We start from the raw sequence: 22,109 nt of genomic DNA, 5'->3' as shown, positions 1-22,109 counted from the left end.
TTAGGCCGCGCGATGGAGCCTGTCGATGCAAATTATGATGGCGAACGCAAAGCCTATTTGGCCGTCAGCTTGAGCAGGCGCGCATCCGGCCCGTCTTCCAGAACCCACAGTGCGCCATCTGGCCCTTCATCGACCGAACGCAAACGGCCGCCGATGGGATAGCGGGCCGCTTCGGTTGCGGTTTCGCCGTCGAATTCCACCCGCACCAGCGCCTCGCTGCTCAACCCGGCGATCAGAGCGTTGCCCTTCCAGGGGGCGAACATGTTACCGCGATAGATGATCATGTCGCCCGGCGCGATCACCGGGGTCCAGTGGATCGCCGGCTTGGCGAAGCCGTCGTCGGCAGTGTGATCGGGTATATTGTCGCCATTGTAGTGATCGCCATAGGAGCGCGCCGGCCAACCGTAATTGGCGCCGGGCTTGACCAGGCTGAGCTCGTCACCGCCCGCCGGGCCGTGCTCGACTTCCCACAGCCGCCCTTCGGCATCCCAGTCCATGCCCAGGATGTTGCGGTGGCCCCATGACCAGATATCGGCAGTCACGCCGCCCCGATCGGCCAGCGGATTGCCCACCGCCGGAGTGCCGTCGAGATTAAGGCGCACAATTGTGCCGAGCGTATTCGTGGTATCCTGTGCGGGCTCCATCTTCTGCCGATCGCCGCTGGCAACGAACATGTATCGTCCGTCTGGCGAAAACCGGATGCGGTGCGAATAGTGCCCGCGCCCGGTCACCTTGGGGGCCTGGCGCCAGATCACTTCCAGCCCCTCGATGGCGCAGTCGCCGCCGTCCACGCAAGCCAGCGTGCCGCGCCCCACCACCGCGCCGCGTGTGTCGCCAGCTCCGGCCTCGACCCAGCTAAGGTAAATGGTGCGGCTGCCAACGCTGGCTGCCGCTTCGCCTGGCAGGAAGGCCACATCGCCAAAGCCGCCCTGGCCGCCGTAATCGACCTCGGGCGTGCCGCTGACGGCGAATTCGCGGCCCGTCGCCGTGTCGAGCCCGCGCATACCGCCGGCCTTCAGTGTGACGAACAGAATTTCGGTGCCCGGCGCAAAGGCGGCCGCCCATGGCTCGTCATAGGTGCCCACATGCTCGACCGAGAGTTCGGGTTCGGCTGTTTTTGCGCCGGTGTCCACACTTGCGGTGGCGCCGCAACTTGCGAGCAGCAGGCTGGCAGGGAATAGGGCGGTTGGGAACTTTGTGATCATGGACATGCCTTCTGCAATGCGCGAAACACGGATCGGTGCCCGGCCGCTGGTTATCGGCGTGGATGAAGCCGGGCGAGGGCCACTGGCAGGGCCGGTGGTGGCCGCAGCAGTAGCCCTGGGCGTCAATGTTCCACAAAGGATTGACGATTCCAAGAAGCTTTCGGCCCGGCGGCGTGCTGTACTCGACGAACAGATCCGCGCCACCTGCTGTTGGGGGCTGGGCGTGATCGAGCCGCAAGAGATCGACCGGCTCAACATTCTCGTTGCCACCATGCATGCCATGACCCGCGCAGTTGCGGAGCTGGTCAGGCGACTGGGGCGGGAGCCTGACGCGATCCTGATCGACGGCAACATGATCCCGGCTGGGCGCTGTGCCGAGTGGCGCTGGCCGCAGGCGCGCGCAATCGTGGGGGGCGACGCGCTGGAACCGGCCATTTCGGCCGCGTCGATTGTAGCCAAGGAGTGGCGCGACCGGTTGATGTGTGAAGCGGCGCAGGCGCATCCGCACTACGGCTGGGAAAAAAACAAGGGCTATGGAACCGCCGAGCACATGGAGGCGTTGCGCAGCCATGGTCCGACCCCGCTTCACCGCCGCAGCTTTGCGCCCGTCGCGCAATCGGCGCTGTTATAGCACCACGATTGCTTTAAGCGCTGCCACATGATCGAAGCGATTCTCTATGTTCTGGCAGGCCTGGTGGGGCTCACCATCGGCGGCGAGCTGCTTGTGCGGGGCTCGGTGGGCATTGCCCAGTATCTCCGCGTATCGAACCTCGTCACCGGGCTGGTGATCGTAGGCGCGGCAACGTCGATGCCGGAAATGGTCGCCAGCGTGCAGGCCGCGCTGGCGGGATCGCCGGGGATTGCCTGGGGCAATATTGTCGGCTCGAACATCGCCAACACATTGCTGATCCTGGGCGCGACTGCGATGGTGATGCCGATCGTGCTTTCCGGCACCGGGCGGCGCGATGCGGTGGTGGCGCTGCTGGCATCGCTGCTGCTGTGGGGAATCACCGCGCTGCAATGGGGATCGGTATGGATCGGCGCGGCGCTGCTCGCGGCAATCGTGGCCTATGTCTACTGGCGCTACAACCATCCCCACAGCAACGTGGGTGATGACGAGGACGAGCCCGAGCCGCAGCTGCGGCTACCTGCGGCAATCCTGCTGTTCGCGATCGGGCTGGCTTTGCTGGTGGCGGGCGGCCAGGCGCTGGTGTTCGGCGCGATTGATCTTTCCCGGCTGATGGGCGTTTCGGAAACCGTGATCGGGCTTACCGTGGTTGCGGTGGGCACTTCATTGCCCGAACTCGCCGCATCGGTTGCAGCTGCGGTGCGCGGCAAACCGGGCCTTGCGATCGGCAATGTCGTGGGCTCGAACATCTACAACATCCTGCTGATTGGCGGGGCGACCATGGCGATCGCGCCCTTTGCCGTTCCCGCCGATCTGCTTGCTTACGAACTCGTACTGCTGGCGCTCACCGCAGTGGTGTTCCTGGTGATCGTGGCCCGCGCGCGCGAAATCGGGCGGCTGCTGGGCGCGCTGCTGGTGATTTCCTTCATCGCCAATACGGTGTTCATCTTCAGCTGACTTTTCCCGCCGGCATTGAGTCCGCGGCGCAACACCACATCATATCGAGTCCGGTGAATCCGCACAGACTCAACATCTTGTGCGGGACTCTTTTTGTTCCGTCATAGCTAACGCGGTATTAACCATAACCGCCTATCGCTTTGTGCTTGACGCCGAGTCCGCAAGGACTCACCCTGTGGATAAGTCATCAGAGGGGTAGATTACATGGCGGTCGTGGAGACCACGAAAACGCGCGCCGCGCGCGTGCGAACTGCTGTTGCGGAAAGGCCGGATTTGCCACTGGGGCAGATCCTGGACGGCGATTGCGTGGAGGCGATGCGCCGCCTGCCTGACGCCAGTGTAGACTGCGTGTTCGCCGATCCGCCGTACAACCTCCAGCTTGGCGGCGATCTCAACCGCCCCGATGGCAGCGCGGTCGATGCCGTAACTGACCACTGGGACCAGTTTGACAGTTTCAAGGTGTATGACGATTTCACCCGTGCCTGGCTGACCGAGGCGCGGCGGGTGCTGAAGCCCGATGGGTCGCTGTGGGTGATCGGCAGCTATCACAATATCTACCGCGTGGGCGCGATCCTGCAGGATCTTGGCTTCTGGATCCTCAACGACATCGTCTGGCGCAAGACCAACCCCATGCCCAATTTCAAGGGCACCCGCTTCACCAATGCGCATGAAACGCTGCTGTGGGCTTCGATGGGCGAGAAGGCGAAATATCACTTCAACTACCGCGCCATGAAGACGCTCAACGACGAATTGCAGATGCGCAGCGACTGGCTGCTGCCGATCTGTTCGGGCGGCGAACGCCTGAAAGAGGGCGGGCACAAGGTTCACCCCACGCAAAAGCCCGAGGCGCTGCTCTATCGCGTGCTGCTGGCGACGACCGAGAAGGGCGACGTGGTGCTCGATCCCTTCTTCGGCACCGGCACCACCGGGGCTGTGGCCAAGCGGCTGGGGCGGCAATGGATCGGCTGCGAGCGCGAGAATGTTTACCGCGACGCCGCACTCAAACGCATCGCAAAGGAATTGCCGCTCGATGAAAGCGCGCTCGTAACCATGCAGAGCGCCAAGAGCGCGCCGCGCGTGGCCTTTGGCGCGCTGGTCGAAAACGGTTATCTCAAGCCGGGTACGCAGGTGTTTGACAAGCAGCGCAAATGGATCGCGACCGTGCGGGCCGATGGCTCGCTGGCTTACGAAAAGCAGACCGGTTCAATCCACGGGCTGGGCAAGGATTTGCAGGGCGCACCCAGCTGCAATGGCTGGACCTTCTGGCACTATGAGGTCGATGGAGACGTGAAGCCGATCGACGCCGCGCGGCAGCTCTACCTGCTGGCGACGGAGGATTGAGGGCAATCCGGCTATCATCAGATAATGGGTGGGGCGCGGACATCCGAATATTCGTCATTCCCGCGGAAGCGGGAATCCACTAGCAAGTCACTGATGCACCGCGAGTTCCAGCCGACCGTTTATTTGCTTGCCTCTGACTACAATGGCACGCTGTATCTCGGCGTCACATCGGACATGCTCCAGCGCATCGCGCAACATCGTGATGGAACCTTCCAGGGATTCTCGAACCGATATGGAGTGCGCATGCTCGTCTGGTTTGAACAGCATTCGACTATGGAACAGGCGATCCTGCGTGAGAAGCGGATTAAGAAGTGGCGCCGCGCGTGGAAGACCGAATTGATCGACGCGGGCAATCTGAAATGGCGCGATCTAGCCGAGGATTTCGGGTTCGAGCCGCTGCATTGAAATGGATTCCCGCGTTCGCGGGAATGACGAGTTGTGGGTGGCAAGGCGACAATCAATTCTGACTATATGTCTCAGTGCCTTTCGGCACCTTGCGATAGAAGAATGGCTGCTTGGCCCCCTGCTCGATGCAGGCGATGATGTCGTCGTCGGAAGGGTGCCAACCCTTGTTTCCTCTCCAGATCGCGTTCTCCTCAGAAGGCATCATTACTGCCATCGTGTGGCTCGTTTTTTCGATCCAAGCCAAGCCAGGGCTACAAAGCACCAGCGCATCGATTAGGTGTTCTCGAGTGTCATTTCGCCCGTTATCGGGGACAACCTTCATGTATCCCGTTGGATCATCACCCGCTCCAAAATGAAGCGGAAACTCCAGCGAAGCACTTTGTGCGGCCACGATCAGGGGCGGCTGCTCCTCAAGGTGATCAACTTGATCTTTTCCTGCTTGACCACAGGAGGAGATAAGGATCGCTAAAGTGAAAAGCTACCACTTTGTCATTCCTGATTTTTGCAGGCTCAACGAACGTCCGCAAGTGGGCCGTTAGCGGACAACCGAAAATTCGGCAGTCCCGCGAAAACCGGAATCCAGCGCCGCCAAGTGCCACCTCCGCTCAGCCTGAGCTTGTCGAAGGCCACGCGCCGACTTTCGCCTCAAAAACCCTCAACCTTTGGCACTGCGAGACAATTGCGAGATCAGCGCCCAGTCTCTCGCGATTGGCGCCTCCTGTCCTACACGCCTTCCTGCCGCTAATCCCCAGCGGATGAACCGCCCTTGCTTCACCCCCGCTCAGCCTTTGCCTATCACCCTGCGGCGAAGGGGATTTTATCCTTTATAACCGTGTTCCATGTGTTCCATCTATTCAGTTCCGGGGTGGGTTTGCTGAACAATGAATGACAAGATCTATATCCGCCCGATTACCTTTGCGTCCGGCCCGCAGGCGACCGAAGGCAATGCGGTGCGCATTGCCGGGGGCATGGTCTATGCCCGCGAATTTGCGGTCATCCTGCGCCGCGGCGGCGCGGCGCTGGAGCGGAGGCTCGCCAATCCCGCAACCATGCCGGAAGTGCTCGATCGCCTGCCTGCCAGTGTGGCCGAGGATGCGCGGGCGCAATGGGGCAACCTTGCGCTGGTACATCCCCCGCTCGAATGCGGTTCGCGCATGGTGCGGCTCGACCAGCCGCAGGTGATGGGCATCCTCAACGTCACGCCTGACAGTTTTTCCGATGGCGGCGAGTTCCTCGACAAGCCGGAAGTGGGCCGGGCATTTGCCAGCGCCATGCTGGAGGCGGGCGCCGCGATCATCGACATCGGCGGCGAAAGCACCCGGCCAGGCGCAGCCGCCACATGGGAGGGCGACGAGAAGGACCGCGTGCTGCCCGCAATCGATTATTGTGCCGCGATGGGCGCCGCGATCAGCGTAGACACCCGCCGCGCGGGCGTGCTCGAGGCCGCGCTTGAGGCCGGGGCACATATCGCCAATGACGTTTCCGCCTTGCGGCACGATCCGCGCAGCCTGCCGCTGGCGGCGGGCAGCGGCTGCCCCGTTGTGCTGATGCACGCGCCGGGCGAGAATGATGATCTGCACGCCAATGCCGACTACGCCAATGTTGTTTTCGACGTGTTCGACTGGCTGAGGGAGCGGCGCGATGCAGCCGTGGCTGCGGGCATCTCGCGCGCGAAGATCATCCTCGATCCGGGCATCGGCTTCGGCAAATCGCTGGCTGACAATCTGGCGCTGATGAATGCGCTGCCCATGTTCCATGCGCTGGGCCAGCCCCTGCTGCTGGGCGCCAGCCGCAAGCGGATGATCGGGGCGCTATCGAATGAGGCGACGGCGGACCAGCGACTGGGTGGCAGTATCGCGCTTGCGGTGGCGGGGATGAACGCGGGGGTGCAGCTTCTGCGCGTCCACGATGTCGCGGAAACCGTGCAGGCGCGAAATGTGTGGCGCGGCCTGCGCGATGCCGCGCTCACCGATTTCGGCGAACTGCCGGAGGATTAGCCCGGCGAAGCGGCGGAGCCTGCCAGCAGGCCGCCGTCGAGCGTCAACTCGCTGCCGGTCATATAGGCGCTTTCGTCGCTGGCGAGAAAGACGCACAGCGCCGCGACTTCCTCGATCGTGCCGAAGCGCTTCAATGGGGTGTCGGCCACCAGCGCCGCCATCTTCTCTTCGCGGTCAGGTCCGTCGCCCAGCATCGGCTCCCACATCGGGGTGAGGATCGCGGCGGGGTGAAGTGAATTGCAGCGGATCGCCCAGCCGTGCTGCGCGGCATAGAGCGCAACCGACTTGGAATGGTTGCGGATCGCCGCCTTGCTGGCGGCATAGGCGGCAGCGCCGGGGATACCGACCAAGCCAGAGCGTGAGGACATGTTGATGATCGAACCCGTGCCTTTGGTCTTCATTGCCCGCAGCGCATATCGGCAGCCCAGGAAGGTGCCATCGGTGTTGACCGAATGCACCGCGTGCCAGTTTTCCAGAGTGCAATTCTCCGGATCGTGCGGGCCGGGCGAGCTTTCGAAACCGGTGACCCCGGCATTGTTGACCATGACGTCGATCGCCGGATGCGCTTTGGCCAAAAGGTCCCAATGCGCTTCGCTACGCACGTCCAGCTCAGCGAATTGGCAACCGATCGAATCTGCCGCCGCCTTGCCTGTCTCGACATTGATATCGGTGAGGACAACCTTTGCGCCTTCGCGCTGGAACGCTTCGCAGATGCCGCGCCCAATCCCGCGCGCACCGCCGGTTATCACACAGATCTTGCCTTCGAGCTTGCCCATCTGTTCCTCCGTCGCGGCCGCTCTAGCGGCGTGCGGAAGCAAATCTAGGCTTGGTCAGGCGGCGTTGTCGATGCCCAGATCGGCGAGCTTGCGGTAGAGTGTCGAGCGACCGATGCCGAGCCGCCGCGCTACCTCGGTCATGCGGCCGCGATAGTGCCCGATTGCAAGGCGAATGACATCGGCTTCGATCTCTTCGAGCGGGCGCAGATTGCCATCTTCGGTGTAAAGCAGCACGCCCGCACCGTCATGGATCGAACTGTCGCTGTCCTGTGGCTGCTCGCCCAGCAGTTCGCTCAGCTGCGGAAAGCTATCGGCGGTCAGCGCTTCACCGTCGCAGAACACCGCAGCGCGGAACAGCACAGCCTGGAGCTGGCGGACATTGCCCGGCCAGTCATAGGCCTTGAGCAGCATAAGGGCGCTGTCGGTGATCGAAAGATGCCTGAGGCCGGGCTGGTCGCCGATGCGGGCAAGGAAATGGCGCGTCAGCGCGGGAATGTCGCCCGCGCGTTCGCGCAGGGGTGGCAGCTGGATGGTCGTGTGCGAAAGCAGATCGAGCAATGCGGCATTGAACTTGCCGGCCTCGGCAAGCTTCGCCAGCGGCAAGTTCCCCGCGCTCAGCAGGCGCACATCGACGCGGAAACCATGGCTCGCGCCAAGCGGGCGCACGATCCCGGTCTTCAGAATCTCGAGCAGCTTTTCCTGCAGGTGTTCAGACAGCCGATCGACCTCGTCGAGCGCCAGGGTGCCGCCATCGCATTGCTGCAGGGCACCGATCTGGCGGTCAAAAGCCCCGGCAAAGGCACCTGGCTCATGCCCCAACAGCACCGATTCGATCGAATTGGAGGGCACGCCGGCCAAATTGATGATCCGCAACGGAGCTTTTGCCCGCGGGCTTGCCGCATGCATCGCGCGCAGCAGCATATCCTTGCCGGTGCCGTTTTCGCCTTCGATCAGTACATGGCCATGGCCGCGTGCAGCCTTGGCCGCCTGTGCCAGCGCGGTACGGAACCTGGGTTCATTTCCGACCATGGCATCGAAATCGAGTTTGGCCGGAATCTTTTCGGTCAGGGGCTGCAGTTCATCTTGCGACTTGTCGCCTTCGGTCGATGCGCGCAGCGCCTCCAGAAAGCGATCGGGCGCGACCGGCTTGATCAGGTAATCCGTTGCACCGGCCCGCATCGCTTCGACCGCCAGCAGCGGCGAGGCGCTGGTAGTCAACATCAGGATCGGCAGCGCAGGGCGGCGGCGCTTCAGTTCCTCGATCAGGTTGCAGGCGTCATCACCCGGCACCCACTGGTCAAGGACGATCGCGGACAGCTGCATCCCGTCGCGCGTGCCGAGCATGGCAATCGCGGTGTCCGGATCGCCAGCGATGACCGTGCGCCACCCTTCGCGCGCGGCAAGCGCACTGATCAACCGGCATTGCGCCGGTTCGTCATCTATCAGCATCAGCACGCGCTGCTCGCTGCTTGCCATGGTCAAAACCGTCCCGCTGTGAAACAGAAGCGAACAATAACCGAGGCGGGTAAAGACCCTATTAAGGGTGACTGGTACTTTTCGGGTCCCTTGTGATCGCTCGATTTGCGCGATAGAGGATCTGCCACTCTCAATTTTTACGCAGGGGACGCGTTAATGGCATCGCATGACATGAAATCGGCCAAGAAGACCTATGGCGGCTTCATTACATTGCTCAAATGGGCCGTTCCGGTGATCGCGGTGATCACACTGGTTATTCTCACGCTGATTGCCGATTGATCCGTTGCGGATAGCGGTTCTCAAGGAACGCGCCGCAGGCGAGCGGCGCGTGGCGTTGACGCCTGAAACGGTGAAGAAATTCGCCGCTCTGGGGTCAGAGGTGGCAGTCGAATCTGGGGCCGGCGAATCCGCCGCGATTGCCGATTCCGCCTATGTCGAGGCCGGTGCAAGTGTCGGCTCGGTGGCGGACACGGTCAAGGGCGCGGACATCATATTGGGCATTCAGGCCCCCGATCCGATCCTGCTGGCTGGCGCAAAGCCCGGTGCATGGGTGGCGGCGACTTTCGATCCCTTCGGCCAGAAAGATCGGGTCGAAGCCTATGCCAAGGCCGGATTCGAAGCGCTGGCGATGGAATTCATGCCGCGCATCACCCGCGCGCAGAGCATGGACGTTCTTTCAAGCCAGTCCAACCTCGCCGGTTACAAGGCGGTGATTGCGGCGGCGGACAATTATGGCCGCGCCTTCCCGATGATGATGACAGCCGCAGGCACGGTGCAGGCTGCGCGCGTGTTCGTGATGGGCGTGGGCGTGGCCGGCCTTCAGGCGATTGCCACCGCGAAGCGGCTGGGTGCGCAGGTTTCCGCCACTGACGTGCGCTCCGCCACCAAGGAACAGATCCAGTCATTGGGTGCCAAGCCGATCTTCGTTGAAGAAGTCGCAGGGATCGAAGGCGAGGGCGCGGGCGGCTATGCTACGGAAATGTCCGAAGAATACCAGAAGGCGCAGGCCGAACTGGTTTCCAGCCATATCGCCAAGCAGGATATCGTCATCACGACTGCCTTGATTCCGGGGCGTGCTGCACCGCGGCTTATTACCGACGCTCAGATCGCGACGATGAAGCCGGGCAGCGTGATCTTCGATCTGGCAGTGGCGCAAGGCGGCAATGTCGAAGGCTCGAAGCCAGATGAGCTGGTGGTGCGTCATGGCGTGACGATCATGGGCTATTCGAACACGCCCGCACATCTGGCGACAGATGCCAGCGCGCTGTTCGCGCGCAATCACTACAATTTCCTCTCCGCCTTTTGGGACAAGGACCAGGGCCGTCCGGTGCTTGATGAGGAAATCGGCAATGCCGTTCGGCTGACTCAGGGCGGCGAAGTGGTGAGCGAGAGGCTGAAGGGGTGAGGGCCGATGGCGAATTGCCTCCCCGGAACGGGGAGGGGGACCGTGCGAAGCGCGGTGGAGGGGATTCGCGGTTCGTTGCTCGTCCCGAAGTGGGTCGTGCCAGGGAACTGCGAAAGAACCCGTCCGTTCCGGAGCGGATGCTGTGGGAGCGCCTGCGGCTGCGACCGGGCGGGCTGAAATTTCGCCGCCAGCATCCGATCGGGCCATACGTTGCTGATTTCTGCTGCCTGTCCGAAAGGCTCGTCGTCGAGGTTGATGGCAGTATCCACGATAGATTGGATCGCGCCAAATTCGACGAACGGCGGATCGCATTCATCAAGGAAAACGGGTTCAGGGTTTTGCGGGTCGCCGCACGGCGGGTGCTTACCGATGCCGACGCAACGGCAGAAGCTATTGTTGCGCGGGCGGCGAGTCCCCTCCACCAGCCTTCGGCTGGTCCCCCTCCCCGTGCCGGGGAGGCAAATTAATGGACTTCATCTCAATCCTTTCGATCTTCGTGCTGGCATGTTTTGTCGGCTATTACGTCGTGTGGTCGGTCACGCCTGCGCTGCATACGCCGCTGATGGCAGTGACCAATGCGATTTCGAGCGTGATCATCGTCGGCGCGCTGATCGCCAGCGCTGAAGCAGGCAGCGTGGTTGCCAAATGGCTGGGGCTTGCCGCTGTGGCGATGGCCAGCGTCAATATCTTCGGCGGCTTTGCGGTGACGGCGCGAATGCTGGCGATGTACAAGAAGAAGGAGAAGAAGTGATGTTCTCCTTCCTTGCAAGCGGGGCCGCACACGGCCCGGTGAACCCGTGGGTCGCCGTGGCCTATCTCGTGGCGGGCGTATTCTTCATCCTCGCCTTGCGCGGGCTTTCAAGCCCCGCCACCAGCCGCACGGGCAATCGCTTCGGCATGGCAGGCATGCTGATCGCGGTGGCAACCACGCTGATTACCCACGACATTGCCAATATCGCCGAGATCGGGATTGCCATTTTTCTGGGCGGAATCGTGGGATTCACCATCGCCCGCCGCATCGCGATGACACAGATGCCCGAGTTGGTCGCCGCGTTCCACTCGCTGGTCGGCCTCGCCGCTGTTTTGGTGGGCTGGGCGGCCTATCTCAATCCCGGCGCCTTCGGCCTGCTGCTGCCACAAGGCGGCATTGCCCCGGTCAGCAAGATCGAGATGGGCCTCGGCATCGCCATCGGCGCGATCACCTTCTCCGGCTCGGTAATTGCTTTTGCCAAGCTGGCAGGCAAGATGAGCGGTGCGCCGATCCTGCTTCCCATGCGGCATGTTATCAACCTGGGCACGCTGGCCGCGATCATCATATTGACCGTGCTGTTCGCGATGGCTGGGCCGGACGAAACGTTGCCGCTGATCGTGGCAATGACGGTGCTCGCCTTTGCCATCGGCTTCCTGCTGATCATCCCCATCGGCGGGGCAGACATGCCGGTCGTTGTCAGCATGCTCAACTCCTATTCCGGCTGGGCGGCGGCGGCGATGGGCTTCACGCTGGGCAATACGGCAATGATCATCACCGGGGCGCTGGTAGGCTCCTCGGGCGCGATCCTCAGCTACATCATGTGCCGGGCGATGAACCGCAGTTTTATCTCGGTTATCGCGGGCGGATTCGGCACCGACAGCGGCGCTGCAGCAAGCGGTGAGGCGCGTGAACAGCGCCCCTACAAGCAGGGCAGCGCGGCGGACGCGGCCTTCATGCTCGAACAGGCGGAAAAGGTCATCATCATCCCCGGCTATGGCATGGCGGTGGCGCAGGCGCAGCACGCGCTGAGGGAAATGGCCGATCTTCTGGAGGAAAAGGGCGTCGAGGTAAAATATGCCATCCATCCGGTGGCCGGGCGCATGCCAGGGCACATGAACGTGCTGCTGGCCGAAGCCAGCGTGCCTTACGACAAGGTGTTCGAACTGGAGGACATCAACAGCGAATTCGCGCAGGCAGATGTGGCCTTCATCATTGGCGCGAACGACGTGGTCAATCCGGCCGCCAAGACGGACAAGAGCAGCCCCATCTACGGTATGCCCGTGTTCGATGTCGACAAGGCCAAGCAGGTCTTCTTCATCAAGCGCAGCATGGGCGGGGTGGGCTATGCCGGCGTGGACAATGACGTGTTCTACATGGACCAGACCATGATGCTGCTGGCCGATGCCAAGAAAATGGTCGAGGAAATCGTGAAAGCGCTGGATTAGCGCCCTTGCAATTCGCCTCCCTTGCGGCACTATATGTTGCAGGGGAGAGCTTAAGATGATCCGAATTTCATTTGCTGCGGCGCTGTTGGCAAGCGCGACACCGGTTTTGGCAGAAGTCCATACGGTTGCCCCCGGCGAAGGCGCGCAGGAACGCTTGCAGGAAGCGTTGATCCTGGCCGCGCCGGGTGACGAGATCGAACTTGAAGCCGGGCGGTTCGAACTGACCGACGGGCTCAGCCTCGATGTCGACGGGGTAACGCTGCGCGGTGCGGGGGCTGACGCCACAGTGCTCGATTTCACCGCGCAGAAAGACGCGGGCGAGGGGCTGCTGGTCACGTCCGACAATGTCACCCTGCGCGATTTCGCGGTCGAGAACCCAAAGGGCGACGGGATCAAGTCAAAGGGCGCGGATAATATCGTTTACCAGGGCATCCGCGTCACCTGGACAGGTGGGCCGCTCAGCACCAACGGCGCCTATGGCATTTACCCGGTTGAAAGCACCGGCGTTCTGGTGGCCGAAAGCCAGGTATCGGGCGCATCCGATGCCGGCATCTATGTCGGCCAGAGCCGCGACATCACCGTGCGCCATTCGCTGGTGCAGTATAATGTTGCGGGAATCGAGATCGAGAACAGCCGCAATGCAGTGGTCGAGGAAAACCTCGCCACTCACAACACCGGCGGCATTCTGGTGTTTGACCTGCCCGGCTTGCCGGTGATGGGCGGCGGCGACGTGGTGGTACGCCGCAACCTGGTGACGGAAAACGATGTCGACAATTTTGCCCCTCCCGGCAACATCGTGGGCGGGGTGAAGCGCGGCACAGGCATTCTGGTCATGGCCAACGAGAACGTGCTGGTCGATGAGAATGTCCTGCAGAAGAACGACACGTCGCAGATCATGGTCGTCGCCTATACGCTGCCGTTCGACGACGAGCGCTACAACCCATTTCCGCGCAATGTGGTGATCGGCAACAATATCTATGAAGAGGGTGGCCAAAGGCCCGATCTCGATGGAGCAGAAGCCTTGCTTGCGGCATTTGGCGGAGCGCTGCCGCCGGTACTGTGGGACGGTTTGGCCGAGCCTGGCAGCACCGCGCTGAGCGTGGCAGAGGGCACTGCGGGCTGGTCGCTCAACCTGCCGCGGCAGGGTGCCGACTTGGCCGAAGCGACGCCAGGTCCGCTTGAAGCCCCGGTGGGCGATCCATCATCGCTGCCCGAAGTCACTGGCGCGCCGCAAGAACTGGAAGCGCGGCTGAAGTGAAACGGGGCCTGTTACTACTGGCGGCGGGCGCAGCGGCGCTGGGCGGTGCCATGGCGCAGGCAGAATTGGCCTCGCCCGGAGTATCAGACACGGCAATCCTGCAGGACGGATTGCCCCGCACGCTGTCGGAATACGGTTTCTTCGCCGATGGCGCGGCGCAGTTCCCGGCGCCGGGGGTGGTCCCTTATCGGCTCAACGTGCCGCTTTATTCCGATGGGGCGGAAAAGCTGCGCTTCGCCTATGTGCCGACGAGAAAGCAGGCGCTGTCAGATGGAGACGGACTGCTGCAATTTCCGGTCGGCAGCGCCTTGATCAAGACGTTCGCTTTCGGTGAAGGGAGCGAGCGCCGCCTGATCGAGACCCGCGTGATGTTGCACCGTGCCGATGGCTGGGTGGCCCTGCCTTATCGCTGGAACGAGACGCAGACCGAGGCGACATTGGCGGTAGCGGGGGCACGGCTTGAAGTGACCACGCCTGCGGGCGAGCAGATCAGCTATCGCATTCCCAACAAGAACCAGTGCAAGGAATGCCACGGCCTCAATGGCGAGGTGGTTCCCATTGGTCCCAAGGCGCGCAATTTATCGGCTGACTGGCTGGCTGGCTTCGTCAGCGCCGGGCATCTCGATGCGGTTCCAGCCGGAAGCGACGCCATGCCATTGTGGGAAGCGCGCGCCGCACAGAGCCCAGAAGTGGCCGCGCGCGCCTATCTGGATGTCAATTGCGCGCATTGCCACCAACCGGGGGCGACTGCCTCAAATTCCGGGCTCGATCTGCGCTGGGAGCAGAACGATCCGCATTCCTTCGGGATATTCAAGCGCCCGGTTGCCGCCGGGCGCGGCGCGGGCGGGCATGAATTCTCGATCGTGCCGGGCAGGCCGGATGAATCGATCCTGCTTTACCGGATGGACTCGGTCGAGCCGGGCGTCGCCATGCCTGAACTGGGCAAGTCCACAGTCGACCCCCACGGTGTTGCGATTGTGCGCAAATGGATTGCGGAGATGGAACAATGAAGCGCTTGGCGAAAATCCTGGCCGTGATCGCCGCGATCCTGGTGATCGCCTTCCTCATTTTCCGCGTGCCCGATACCGATCCCGATGAAATGCGCGCCAAATACGGGGCCGCGCCATCGCAGATGGTCGAACTGCCTAACGGGATGAGCGTGCATCTGCGCGACGAGGGGCCGGAAAATGGCAATCCCGGTGCGCCCGCGATCGTGCTGCTGCATGGTTCCAACGCCGATCTCCACACCTGGCAGCCCTGGGTGGAGGCTCTGCGCGGCGAATACCGGGTGATCCGCTATGACCAGCGCGGCCATGGCCTGACCGGCCCGGCGCCTGACGGCACCTATACGCTCGATCGCTTCACTGCTGACCTTGACGCGGTTGCCGATGCCATGGGTCTTGAGCAATTCGTGGTCGCAGGCAATTCGATGGGCGGATGGATTGCTGCGGGCTATGCGATAAAGCACCCCGACCGTCTTGCCGGCCTGGTGCTGGTGGATGCCAGCGGCGCCCCCATCGAGCGCGACGGGCCGCCGCCGCTGGGGTTCCGCATTGCACAGACCCCGGTCATTCGTGACCTGGCGAGACATTTCATGACGCGTTCGATCTTTGAGCGCAGCCTTGCACAATCGGTGTCGAACCAGGCAATCGCGACCGACGCCGAGATTGACCGCTATTGGGAACTCGCGCGCTATCCGGGCAATCCTCATGCGACAATGCAGCGCTTCGCCACACCGCGCCAGGCCTTTTCGGCTAAAGAGATCGGGGCGCTCGATGTGCCCACGCTGGTGATGTGGGGCGAAGAGGATGCCTTGATTCCGCTGGCTGCGGGCAGGTGGTATGGAGAGCACCTGCCCAACAGCAGCTTCATTTCATACAAGAGCATTGGACATATTCCGCAACAGGAAAACGCTGCACAAAGCGTTGACGATCTGCGCTTGTGGCTTGAGCAATTGACCCAATTGACACCCGCCGGCTGATGCTTCTGCCACATCCTGACGTGTATCGGACCGGTTTGGCCGGTGTTGCCCGATTGTTCCCGTTGCCCACGCGCTGGTGGTGACCTAATCGGCCTGCACTCATGACCCGCGCTCCTTACGCCGCAGATCCTGCCCGAACCCGGGGCCGCGAATTTCCGCAAGAGCGCGCCGGTGCGCGCGGCCCGCGCAGCGAGTTTCAGCGCGACCGCGACCGGATCATTCATTCGATGAGTTTTCGCCGCCTGCGCTCGAAAACGCAGGTGTTCATCGCGCCCGAAGGCGACCACTACCGCACCCGGATGACGCACAGCCTGGAAGTGGCGCAGATCGGCCGGGTGATCGCCCGTGCTCTGGGACTTGACGAGGATCTGACCGAGGCACTGTGCCTGGCGCACGACCTGGGCCACCCACCCTTCGGCCATGCGGGAGAGGGGGCGCTGGAAGAGGCGATGGCGCGACATGGCGGGTTTGACCACAACGCGCAGTCGCTGCGCACCATCATGCGGCTGGAGAGCCCATATCCGGGGCATGAAGGATTGAATCTGACATGGGACCTGCTCGAAGGGCTGGCCAAGCACAACGGGCCGGTGATTGCGCCAAATTGGGCGCTTGCCGAGCTTGACGAAGCTTTCCCGCTCGATCTGGGCCAATGGCCATCGCTGGAAGCGCAGGTAGCGGCTGTGGCGGACGATATCGCCTATGACAATCACGACATCGACGATGGCCTTCGTGCCGGTTTCCTGACGCTTGACGATCTGCTCGAGGTCGATTTCCTTGCGCAGCAGTGGCGAGAGGTTGAGCGGCGCCACCCGCATGAGCCACATGACCGCCTTTTGCGCGAACTGGTGCGCGACCAGATCGGGCTGATGGTCAATGATGTAATCACCCACACTCGCGAACAAGTGAAGGACGCAGGCTCAGTCGATGAAGTGCGCGGTGCGGGGCGGCAATTGGGCGGCTTCTCGCCTGGCATGGCAGAGGACGAACGCGGGCTCAAACGCTTCATGTATGACCGGCTCTATTGCCACCCCGAACAGGTCTCTGCAGCCGAACGCGCGCGAGATGTGGTTGCGCGGCTGTTTGCTGCCTACGCACAAGATGCCGGGCTGATGCCCCAGGAGTGGAGGGAGCGCTTGCCCGCAGGCGAACCGGGCCGTTCGCGGATCATCGCCGATTTCATCGCCGGGATGAGCGACCGCTTTGCGATCGAGCGCTGCGCGGCAATCTATGGCGAGCGGCCACGGGGGCTAACCAATGTCTGAGCCATTGCGGATCGCGCTGGTGGGCGCAACCGGGCTGATAGGCAGCCAGGTGATCCGGGCCTGCATGGGCCGCAGTGACGTGCGGCTGGTGGCGGTTGCGCGCCGCGAGGTGAAGCTGCCCAAGGGCGCGCGGATGGAACTGTTCGTGGCCGAGCCGGACAATTGGGGCGAAGTGTTCGGGGCACTGCGCCCGACTGCACTGATCTGCGCCTTGGGCACCACATGGAAAAAGGCTGGCGAAAGCGAGGAGGCTTTCCGCGCGGTGGACCAGAAATTGGTGCTCGATACTGCCCGCGCGGCGCAGGCCGCAGGCGTAGAGCGGCTAGTGGCGGTCAGCTCGGTTGGCGCCGATCCGCTGTCCAGGAACTTCTACCTGCGGGTCAAAGGCGAGGTCGAAGCAGAGCTGTCCAAAGTGGGGTTCAAGCGGCTCGACCTGCTGCGCCCCGGCCTGCTCAAGGGTGAGCGCGGTGGCGATCGGCGGCTGGGGGAGCGGCTGGGGATCATCGCCAGTCCGGTCGTTGACCCCTTCCTTAACGGGAAGTGGCGCAAGTTTCGCTCGATAGACGCGATTGCCGTGGCGCAGGGCGCGATCGGCTTTGCCGGCCGCCGCGCGGGCGGGCGCTTCACGCATGAGAATGACTCGATCCGGCGTTCGGCGCGCGAATGGGTGAAGCTGGGCGGCTAGCCACCTGAAACAACCCGCGCTAAGCCATGTGCCGGGATCATCGCGCAAGCGAAACCCGCGTTCAATGAATGCGGGGGTGTGCCCTGCCATGTGGAGATCGGCAGCGTGCTTGCAGCCTATTGGCGGCGCAGTGCAACGGGAGAAGAAGAATGAGCTGGGACGCGATATTCGGAGCGGCCAACATGATGGCTCTGATCGCCTGGGCGTGCCTGATCCTGCTGCCGCGCTGGCCCGCGCTGCTCAGCGCGATCCTGTATCTCGGAGTAGCGCTGCTGAGCATGCTCTATGCCGGAATATTGCTCTCGCTTCTGGCGGGGTGGGCCGATCCCGGCGGGAGCATGGAGGGCGGCAATTTCAACTCGATCGAGGGTGTCCAGGCGCTGTTTTCGGCCAAGGGCGGCTTGACGCTCGGCTGGGTCCATTACCTCGCCTTCGACCTGTTCGTGGGACTGTGGATCGCACGCGACGCGGATGCCAAGGGCTTCTCGCGAATTGTGCAGGCGCCAATCCTCTTGGCCACTTTTGTGGCCGGGCCGTTGGGGTTGTTCGCCTGGCTGCTGGTCCGCGAGCCGCGCGCGCGTGCAAGCGGCCGCTGGTCATAGACGGGATAACGGGGAACCATGGGTGCTGCATTGCCTTTTGTTGGCATGAGCGGCGTGCAGGCGCCCAAATGAGGCGGAGAGACTATGAACGGGTATCACACTTTCACCACGTTTGACGAAATCCTGGATTTCTGGGCCGGCGAACGGCCTGACGGCCCTGCATTCGAGCAGGACGGCCGGATTACCAGTTTTGCCGAACTTGATCGGCTGACCCGACTGATCATCGGTTTCTACTGGAGCCAGGGCCTGAAACCCGGCGACCGGGTGGCGTGGCTCGGCAAGAATTCCGACCTCTATTTCATGCTTTATCTCGCCGCCGGACGCTGCGGCGTGGTGATGGTGCCGGTCGGTTGGCGGCTCGCCCCCGCTGAAGTTGCCTTTATCCTCCAGGATACGGGTGCGAAACTGGTCTTCACGGGTGACGAACTTGCCGATGCAGCGCGCAAGATCGCGCCGGGTCTGCCCGCAGCACCAACGATCTTTTCCGAAAGCGAGATGCGTGCCTTGCTGCCGCAGCAGGTCGAAGGTGAGTACACGCCTGCGACTGCAAGCGATCCCGTGCTACAGCTCTATACTTCAGGCACGACCGGCAATCCCAAGGGTGCGTTGCTCGCGAGCGGCAATTTGCTGGGCCTGCGCAATCACGCCATCGAAGCCGGGCTTCCGTGGTCGTTCTATGAGCCGGATGACTGCATGCTGGTTGCCATGCCCTGCGCGCATATCGGTGGAACCGGGCTGGTCAATGTTGCCATCGCCAGCGGGATCCGCTCGCTCGTGCAGGCTGAATTCTCGCCGGTTGGTGTGCTCGAAGCGATCGAAAAGGGCGCTTCGCAGATGTTCATCGTGCCCGCCGCGCTGCAGATGGTGGTGCAGCACCCGCAGGCGAAGGAAACCGATTTCAGCCACCTCAAATATCTGATGTATGGCGCTGCGCCGATGCCGCTGGAACTGCTCAAGGAAGCGGTGCGCACGATGCCCAATGCCGGGTTCCTACAGGCCTATGGCATGACCGAGACTTCGGGGACGATCTCGAGCCTGCCGCCGGAGGATCATGTGCTTGAAGGCAATCGGCGAATGCGATCAGCGGGCAAGGCCGTGCCCGGGGTGGAGATCAAGGTGGTCGATGCCGAAGGAAGCGAAGTGCCGCGCGGCGAAATTGGCGAAGTTGCGGTCAGATCCCCGTCGAACATGCTCGGTTATTGGCAATTGCCCGAAGCCACCGCCGAGGCGCTGCGCGATGGCTGGATGCACACGGGCGATGCGGCGGTGATGGATGAGGACGGCTACATCTATATCCAGGACCGGATCAAGGACATGATCATCTCGGGCGGTGAGAATGTCTATCCAGCCGAGGTCGAAAATGCGATTTTTGGCCATCCGGCGATCGCGGAAGTTGCGGTGATCGGCGTGCCAAGCGAGCGCTGGGGGGAAGAGGTCAAGGCCTGCGTCGTCGCCAAACCGGGCCATGAAATCAACGAGGCTGAAATCATCGCTTATGCGCGCGAGCGCGTTGCCGCGTTCAAGGCGCCCAGAAGCGTGGATGTTATCGCGGCAATGCCGCGCAATCCGTCGGGGAAGATCCTGCGGCGTGAACTGCGCAAACCCTATTGGGACGGACAGGAACGGCAGGTCAATTGAGCCCAACTGGAAGTCGTCGGCCCATGAAGAAATTCGCACCTGCAGTCGCTCGCAATCGTGAAGCCTTGGCCACTGTCCTTGCCGGTGAATTGCCGACTGCCGGCCTGGTGCTCGAAATCGCCAGTGGCTCAGGTGAGCACGCGTTCTATTTTGCAGGGCTGTTCCCTCAGCTTGACTGGCAACCAAGCGATCCCGATCCGGATGCACTGGCATCAATCACGGCCTGGCGGGCCGATTTTTCCGGCGAGAACCTGCGTGCTCCGATAGCGTTGGATGCTGCTGCGCCACGTTGGCCGATTGATCGCGCTGATGCGATTCTCTGCGTCAACATGGTGCATATCAGCCCTTGGTCGAGCACGGTCGGGCTGTTTACCGGGGCCGAGCGCAAGCTCGATCGCGGTGCGCCGCTGATCCTCTACGGGCCCTATTTCGAGGAAGGGACCGAACCGGCCCGATCCAACATCGATTTCGACCTCAGCCTGCGAGCGAGGAACGAACAGTGGGGGATCCGCGATCTGGCCCAGATGGACAGGCTGGCTGAAGGCAAGGGCTTCAAACGCATGGCGCGGCACGCAATGCCCGCCAATAATCTTACCTTGGTTTATCGGCGCAACTAGGGGTTTGCCGACGGACTTAGGTTTCTTCGTCGACCGCATCGGCGACCGACTTGAGATCATCGCCAACACCGCGCACAGTGTTGCAGGCGGTGATGGAAACAAGCAATGTGCCCATAAGCACTGCGGCCGTGATCTTGCTTCTCATGTGATGAACCTTCTTGTTGAGCGAGCAGAATTGCGCGAATTCGCGGCTCGGGCAACAAAAAAGGGCCCGCCCTTATGGCGAGCCCCTTTTTTGCGTGCTGCAAGGGATTGAATCACATTTCTTCGTCGACCGCGTCGGCTGCGCTGTTGAGGTCGTCACCAGCGCCGCGCACAGTGTTGCAGGCACCTGCGCTGAGGGTCATCGCGGCCAGGGCCACGGCAATGATTGTCTTGCGGATCATGCTAGATTCCTTTCGTTGTTCTAATACCCTCACTAGCGTCTAAACGCGCAGCGAATGCAAGTGGTTCCTAAGGCCCTGCCGCCAGGTTGCGCGTCGGGCGCGACAATTGGTGTTCACGCCAGGCGATCAGCAATCCTGCGCCGATGATCAGCGGGGCGCCCAGCCAGGTGGTTGCAGGGGGAAGCCGGTCAAACAGCGACCATCCCAGCAGGGTAGCCCAGATCAGTGCCGAATAATCCATCACAATCACACTGGCGACGGTGCCATAACGCAGCGCGCTGGTGAGCAGATACTGGCCCAAAAGACCGCTTATGCCCAGTGCGACAAGGTAGAACCATTGCTCTGCATTCTTGGTCTGCCACACGAAGGGAAGGGAAAGTGCCAGCACCGGCACCGTAAAGAATGCGAAGTAGAACACGATGGTGAGCGAATCCTCGGTTTTGGTGAGGTCGCGAATATAGATCGATATCAGCGCGATCATGAAAGCAGCGCCAAGCGCAATTCCGGCGCCCAGCATCGGAATGTGGCCGTCTCCCGGCTGCGCGATCACCACTATGCCGGCAAACCCCAGCAGCACCGCACCCCAGCGCCAGATACCCACCTTTTCATGCAATATCAGCGCCGAGAGGATCACCGCCCAGATTGCTGCAGTGAAATTGAAGCTGGTTGCTTCAGCCAAAGGCAGCAGCGTGACCGCGCCGAAATTCAGCGTCATACCGATAAGGCCCAATGTGGCGCGCAGGCCGTGCTGGCCCAGGCGCCTTGATTTGAAATTTCCCAGTTTGCCGGTGGCCCAGAACATCAGAAATATCAGCGGTATTGTCGGCAATTGCCGCCAGAACAGGATCTCGGGCAGGGCCAGCCCGCTTTCGCTGGCCAGTTTGACCAGAGCGACCATCAGCGAAAGCATGGCCGCTGCCGCCAGCCTCAGCAACAGCGCGAACAGTGGGCGTTGGGCGGGGGCATTGGCGGTCACGCCGCTGCCTGTAAGGCGGTTTGGCCGATGCGCAAGCCTTGCGGGATTGCCTGATGGTGGAACTTGCCCCATCTGCGCCTGATGCCGGGAGCCGGATTCTTCACTTTTGCCAGCGAAGCGGGGCCGGAGCAGTGTTTGTCGCGCTTGCGCTGCTTGCCTTGCTGGGGGAGCGTATGCGCGTTCGGCGCAAGCGGCTCGACCGGCTCGATCAGGTTGGTTGGGTGCCGTGGACGATGATCTTCATGGCCAGCGCGATTATTGGCGGGGGCCTGCTGGCGCTTTCACTGCCAGCGGCACTGTTCGGTAGCTGACTAGCGC

General features: G+C 62.4%; 26 protein-coding genes. 19 read left to right on the top strand and 7 right to left on the bottom strand.

Features of this window, described 5'->3' with window-relative positions:
- Positions 1-53 precede the first annotated feature (53 nt).
- Complete coding sequence (locus tag ACX3VQ_RS02810) at positions 54-1,211, bottom strand: PQQ-dependent sugar dehydrogenase (RefSeq protein WP_462579423.1); 1,158 nt, start codon at positions 1,209-1,211, stop codon at positions 54-56.
- Here ACX3VQ_RS02810 and ACX3VQ_RS02805 point away from each other — a divergent pair.
- The 4 genes from ACX3VQ_RS02805 to ACX3VQ_RS02790 all read left to right on the top strand — a co-directional run bounded on the left by ACX3VQ_RS02805 (position 1,204) and on the right by ACX3VQ_RS02790 (position 4,536).
- The gene (locus tag ACX3VQ_RS02805; protein WP_462579422.1) at positions 1,204-1,836 is read left to right on the top strand and encodes a ribonuclease HII; all 633 of its coding nucleotides are present in this window, start codon (positions 1,204-1,206) and stop codon (positions 1,834-1,836) included. The two genes, ACX3VQ_RS02810 and ACX3VQ_RS02805, sit on opposite strands and share 8 nt — an antisense overlap.
- Positions 1,837-1,863: 27 nt before the next feature.
- Complete coding sequence (locus tag ACX3VQ_RS02800; protein WP_462571661.1) at positions 1,864-2,790, top strand: calcium/sodium antiporter; 927 nt, start codon at positions 1,864-1,866, stop codon at positions 2,788-2,790.
- A 204-nt stretch (positions 2,791-2,994) separates the two neighbouring features.
- Positions 2,995-4,131, top strand: coding sequence for a DNA methyltransferase (locus ACX3VQ_RS02795; RefSeq protein ID WP_462579421.1), 1,137 nt, complete (start codon positions 2,995-2,997; stop codon positions 4,129-4,131).
- Positions 4,132-4,224: 93 nt separating this feature from the next.
- Positions 4,225-4,536, top strand: a complete 312-nt coding sequence (locus ACX3VQ_RS02790; RefSeq protein ID WP_462579420.1) for a GIY-YIG nuclease family protein — start codon at positions 4,225-4,227, stop codon at positions 4,534-4,536.
- Between the two features lie 52 nt (positions 4,537-4,588).
- Here ACX3VQ_RS02790 and ACX3VQ_RS02785 read toward each other — a convergent pair whose 3' ends face one another.
- On the bottom strand, positions 4,589-4,927 hold the full coding sequence (locus tag ACX3VQ_RS02785; protein WP_462579419.1) for a hypothetical protein: 339 nt from the start codon (positions 4,925-4,927) through the stop codon (positions 4,589-4,591).
- Positions 4,928-5,417: 490 nt separating this feature from the next.
- Between ACX3VQ_RS02785 and folP the strand changes: the two genes are divergently transcribed.
- Complete coding sequence (gene folP, locus ACX3VQ_RS02780; RefSeq protein WP_462579418.1) at positions 5,418-6,533, top strand: dihydropteroate synthase; 1,116 nt, start codon at positions 5,418-5,420, stop codon at positions 6,531-6,533.
- Here folP and ACX3VQ_RS02775 read toward each other — a convergent pair.
- Together ACX3VQ_RS02775 and ACX3VQ_RS02770 are read right to left on the bottom strand one after the other, a co-directional pair.
- Entirely contained in the window at positions 6,530-7,309 is a 780-nt protein-coding gene (locus ACX3VQ_RS02775; RefSeq protein ID WP_462579416.1) for an SDR family oxidoreductase, read from the bottom strand. The genes folP and ACX3VQ_RS02775 overlap by 4 nt on opposite strands.
- Positions 7,310-7,363: 54 nt before the next feature.
- Complete coding sequence (locus ACX3VQ_RS02770; protein ID WP_462571665.1) at positions 7,364-8,785, bottom strand: sigma-54-dependent transcriptional regulator; 1,422 nt, start codon at positions 8,783-8,785, stop codon at positions 7,364-7,366.
- A 156-nt stretch (positions 8,786-8,941) separates the two neighbouring features.
- On the opposite strand from ACX3VQ_RS02770, the gene ACX3VQ_RS02765 reads away from it, so the two are divergent.
- The 13 genes from ACX3VQ_RS02765 to ACX3VQ_RS02705 all read left to right on the top strand — a co-directional run bounded on the left by ACX3VQ_RS02765 (position 8,942) and on the right by ACX3VQ_RS02705 (position 20,429).
- Complete coding sequence (locus tag ACX3VQ_RS02765) at positions 8,942-9,064, top strand: hypothetical protein (RefSeq protein WP_462571666.1); 123 nt, start codon at positions 8,942-8,944, stop codon at positions 9,062-9,064.
- Positions 9,065-9,068: 4 nt separating this feature from the next.
- Positions 9,069-10,190: an NAD(P) transhydrogenase subunit alpha gene (locus ACX3VQ_RS02760; RefSeq protein ID WP_462579415.1), complete on the top strand. Its 1,122-nt coding sequence runs from the start codon at positions 9,069-9,071 to the stop codon at positions 10,188-10,190.
- Between the two features lie 89 nt (positions 10,191-10,279).
- Positions 10,280-10,657, top strand: a complete 378-nt coding sequence (locus ACX3VQ_RS02755; RefSeq protein ID WP_462580667.1) for an endonuclease domain-containing protein — start codon at positions 10,280-10,282, stop codon at positions 10,655-10,657.
- On the top strand, positions 10,657-10,941 hold the full coding sequence (locus ACX3VQ_RS02750) for an NAD(P) transhydrogenase subunit alpha part 2 (RefSeq protein WP_462579413.1): 285 nt from the start codon (positions 10,657-10,659) through the stop codon (positions 10,939-10,941). Before ACX3VQ_RS02755 ends, ACX3VQ_RS02750 begins: the two co-directional genes overlap by 1 nt.
- Positions 10,941-12,386, top strand: a complete 1,446-nt coding sequence (locus ACX3VQ_RS02745) for an NAD(P)(+) transhydrogenase (Re/Si-specific) subunit beta (RefSeq protein ID WP_462579412.1) — start codon at positions 10,941-10,943, stop codon at positions 12,384-12,386. The genes ACX3VQ_RS02750 and ACX3VQ_RS02745 overlap by 1 nt, the downstream gene beginning before the upstream one ends.
- Positions 12,387-12,441: 55 nt before the next feature.
- The gene (locus tag ACX3VQ_RS02740; protein ID WP_462579411.1) at positions 12,442-13,644 is read left to right on the top strand and encodes a parallel beta-helix domain-containing protein; all 1,203 of its coding nucleotides are present in this window, start codon (positions 12,442-12,444) and stop codon (positions 13,642-13,644) included.
- Positions 13,641-14,654: an SO2930 family diheme c-type cytochrome gene (locus tag ACX3VQ_RS02735; RefSeq protein ID WP_462579409.1), complete on the top strand. Its 1,014-nt coding sequence runs from the start codon at positions 13,641-13,643 to the stop codon at positions 14,652-14,654. Before ACX3VQ_RS02740 ends, ACX3VQ_RS02735 begins: the two co-directional genes overlap by 4 nt.
- Complete coding sequence (locus ACX3VQ_RS02730; protein WP_462579408.1) at positions 14,651-15,625, top strand: alpha/beta fold hydrolase; 975 nt, start codon at positions 14,651-14,653, stop codon at positions 15,623-15,625. The genes ACX3VQ_RS02735 and ACX3VQ_RS02730 overlap by 4 nt, the downstream gene beginning before the upstream one ends.
- Positions 15,626-15,726: 101 nt before the next feature.
- On the top strand, positions 15,727-16,887 hold the full coding sequence (locus ACX3VQ_RS02725; RefSeq protein ID WP_462579406.1) for a deoxyguanosinetriphosphate triphosphohydrolase: 1,161 nt from the start codon (positions 15,727-15,729) through the stop codon (positions 16,885-16,887).
- The gene (locus tag ACX3VQ_RS02720; RefSeq protein WP_462579405.1) at positions 16,880-17,572 is read left to right on the top strand and encodes an NAD(P)H-binding protein; all 693 of its coding nucleotides are present in this window, start codon (positions 16,880-16,882) and stop codon (positions 17,570-17,572) included. The genes ACX3VQ_RS02725 and ACX3VQ_RS02720 overlap by 8 nt, the downstream gene beginning before the upstream one ends.
- Positions 17,573-17,721: 149 nt before the next feature.
- On the top strand, positions 17,722-18,174 hold the full coding sequence (locus ACX3VQ_RS02715; protein WP_462571677.1) for an ABA4-like family protein: 453 nt from the start codon (positions 17,722-17,724) through the stop codon (positions 18,172-18,174).
- An 84-nt stretch (positions 18,175-18,258) separates the two neighbouring features.
- Positions 18,259-19,812, top strand: a complete 1,554-nt coding sequence (locus ACX3VQ_RS02710) for a long-chain-fatty-acid--CoA ligase (protein WP_462579404.1) — start codon at positions 18,259-18,261, stop codon at positions 19,810-19,812.
- 23 nt (positions 19,813-19,835) lie between these two features.
- A complete protein-coding gene (locus ACX3VQ_RS02705; protein ID WP_462579403.1) occupies positions 19,836-20,429 on the top strand; it encodes a DUF938 domain-containing protein in 594 nt (197 codons plus the stop codon).
- 16 nt (positions 20,430-20,445) lie between these two features.
- On the opposite strand, the gene ACX3VQ_RS02700 is transcribed toward ACX3VQ_RS02705, so the two are convergent.
- The 3 genes from ACX3VQ_RS02700 to ACX3VQ_RS02690 all read right to left on the bottom strand — a co-directional run bounded on the left by ACX3VQ_RS02700 (position 20,446) and on the right by ACX3VQ_RS02690 (position 21,791).
- Entirely contained in the window at positions 20,446-20,574 is a 129-nt protein-coding gene (locus tag ACX3VQ_RS02700) for a hypothetical protein (protein ID WP_462571680.1), read from the bottom strand.
- A 112-nt stretch (positions 20,575-20,686) separates the two neighbouring features.
- Positions 20,687-20,815, bottom strand: a complete 129-nt coding sequence (locus tag ACX3VQ_RS02695; protein ID WP_462571681.1) for a hypothetical protein — start codon at positions 20,813-20,815, stop codon at positions 20,687-20,689.
- 67 nt (positions 20,816-20,882) lie between these two features.
- Positions 20,883-21,791, bottom strand: a complete 909-nt coding sequence (locus tag ACX3VQ_RS02690; RefSeq protein WP_462579401.1) for a DMT family transporter — start codon at positions 21,789-21,791, stop codon at positions 20,883-20,885.
- Positions 21,792-21,922: 131 nt separating this feature from the next.
- Here ACX3VQ_RS02690 and ACX3VQ_RS02685 point away from each other — a divergent pair, with 131 nt between their 5' ends.
- On the top strand, positions 21,923-22,102 hold the full coding sequence (locus ACX3VQ_RS02685) for a hypothetical protein (RefSeq protein WP_462579400.1): 180 nt from the start codon (positions 21,923-21,925) through the stop codon (positions 22,100-22,102).
- Positions 22,103-22,109: the final 7 nt, after the last annotated feature.

It is taken from the genome of Altererythrobacter chaiwopuensis (assembly GCF_054957735.1).
The sequence above is the reverse complement of the archived record's forward strand: the minus strand, read 5'-3'. Positions and strand labels throughout refer to the sequence as shown.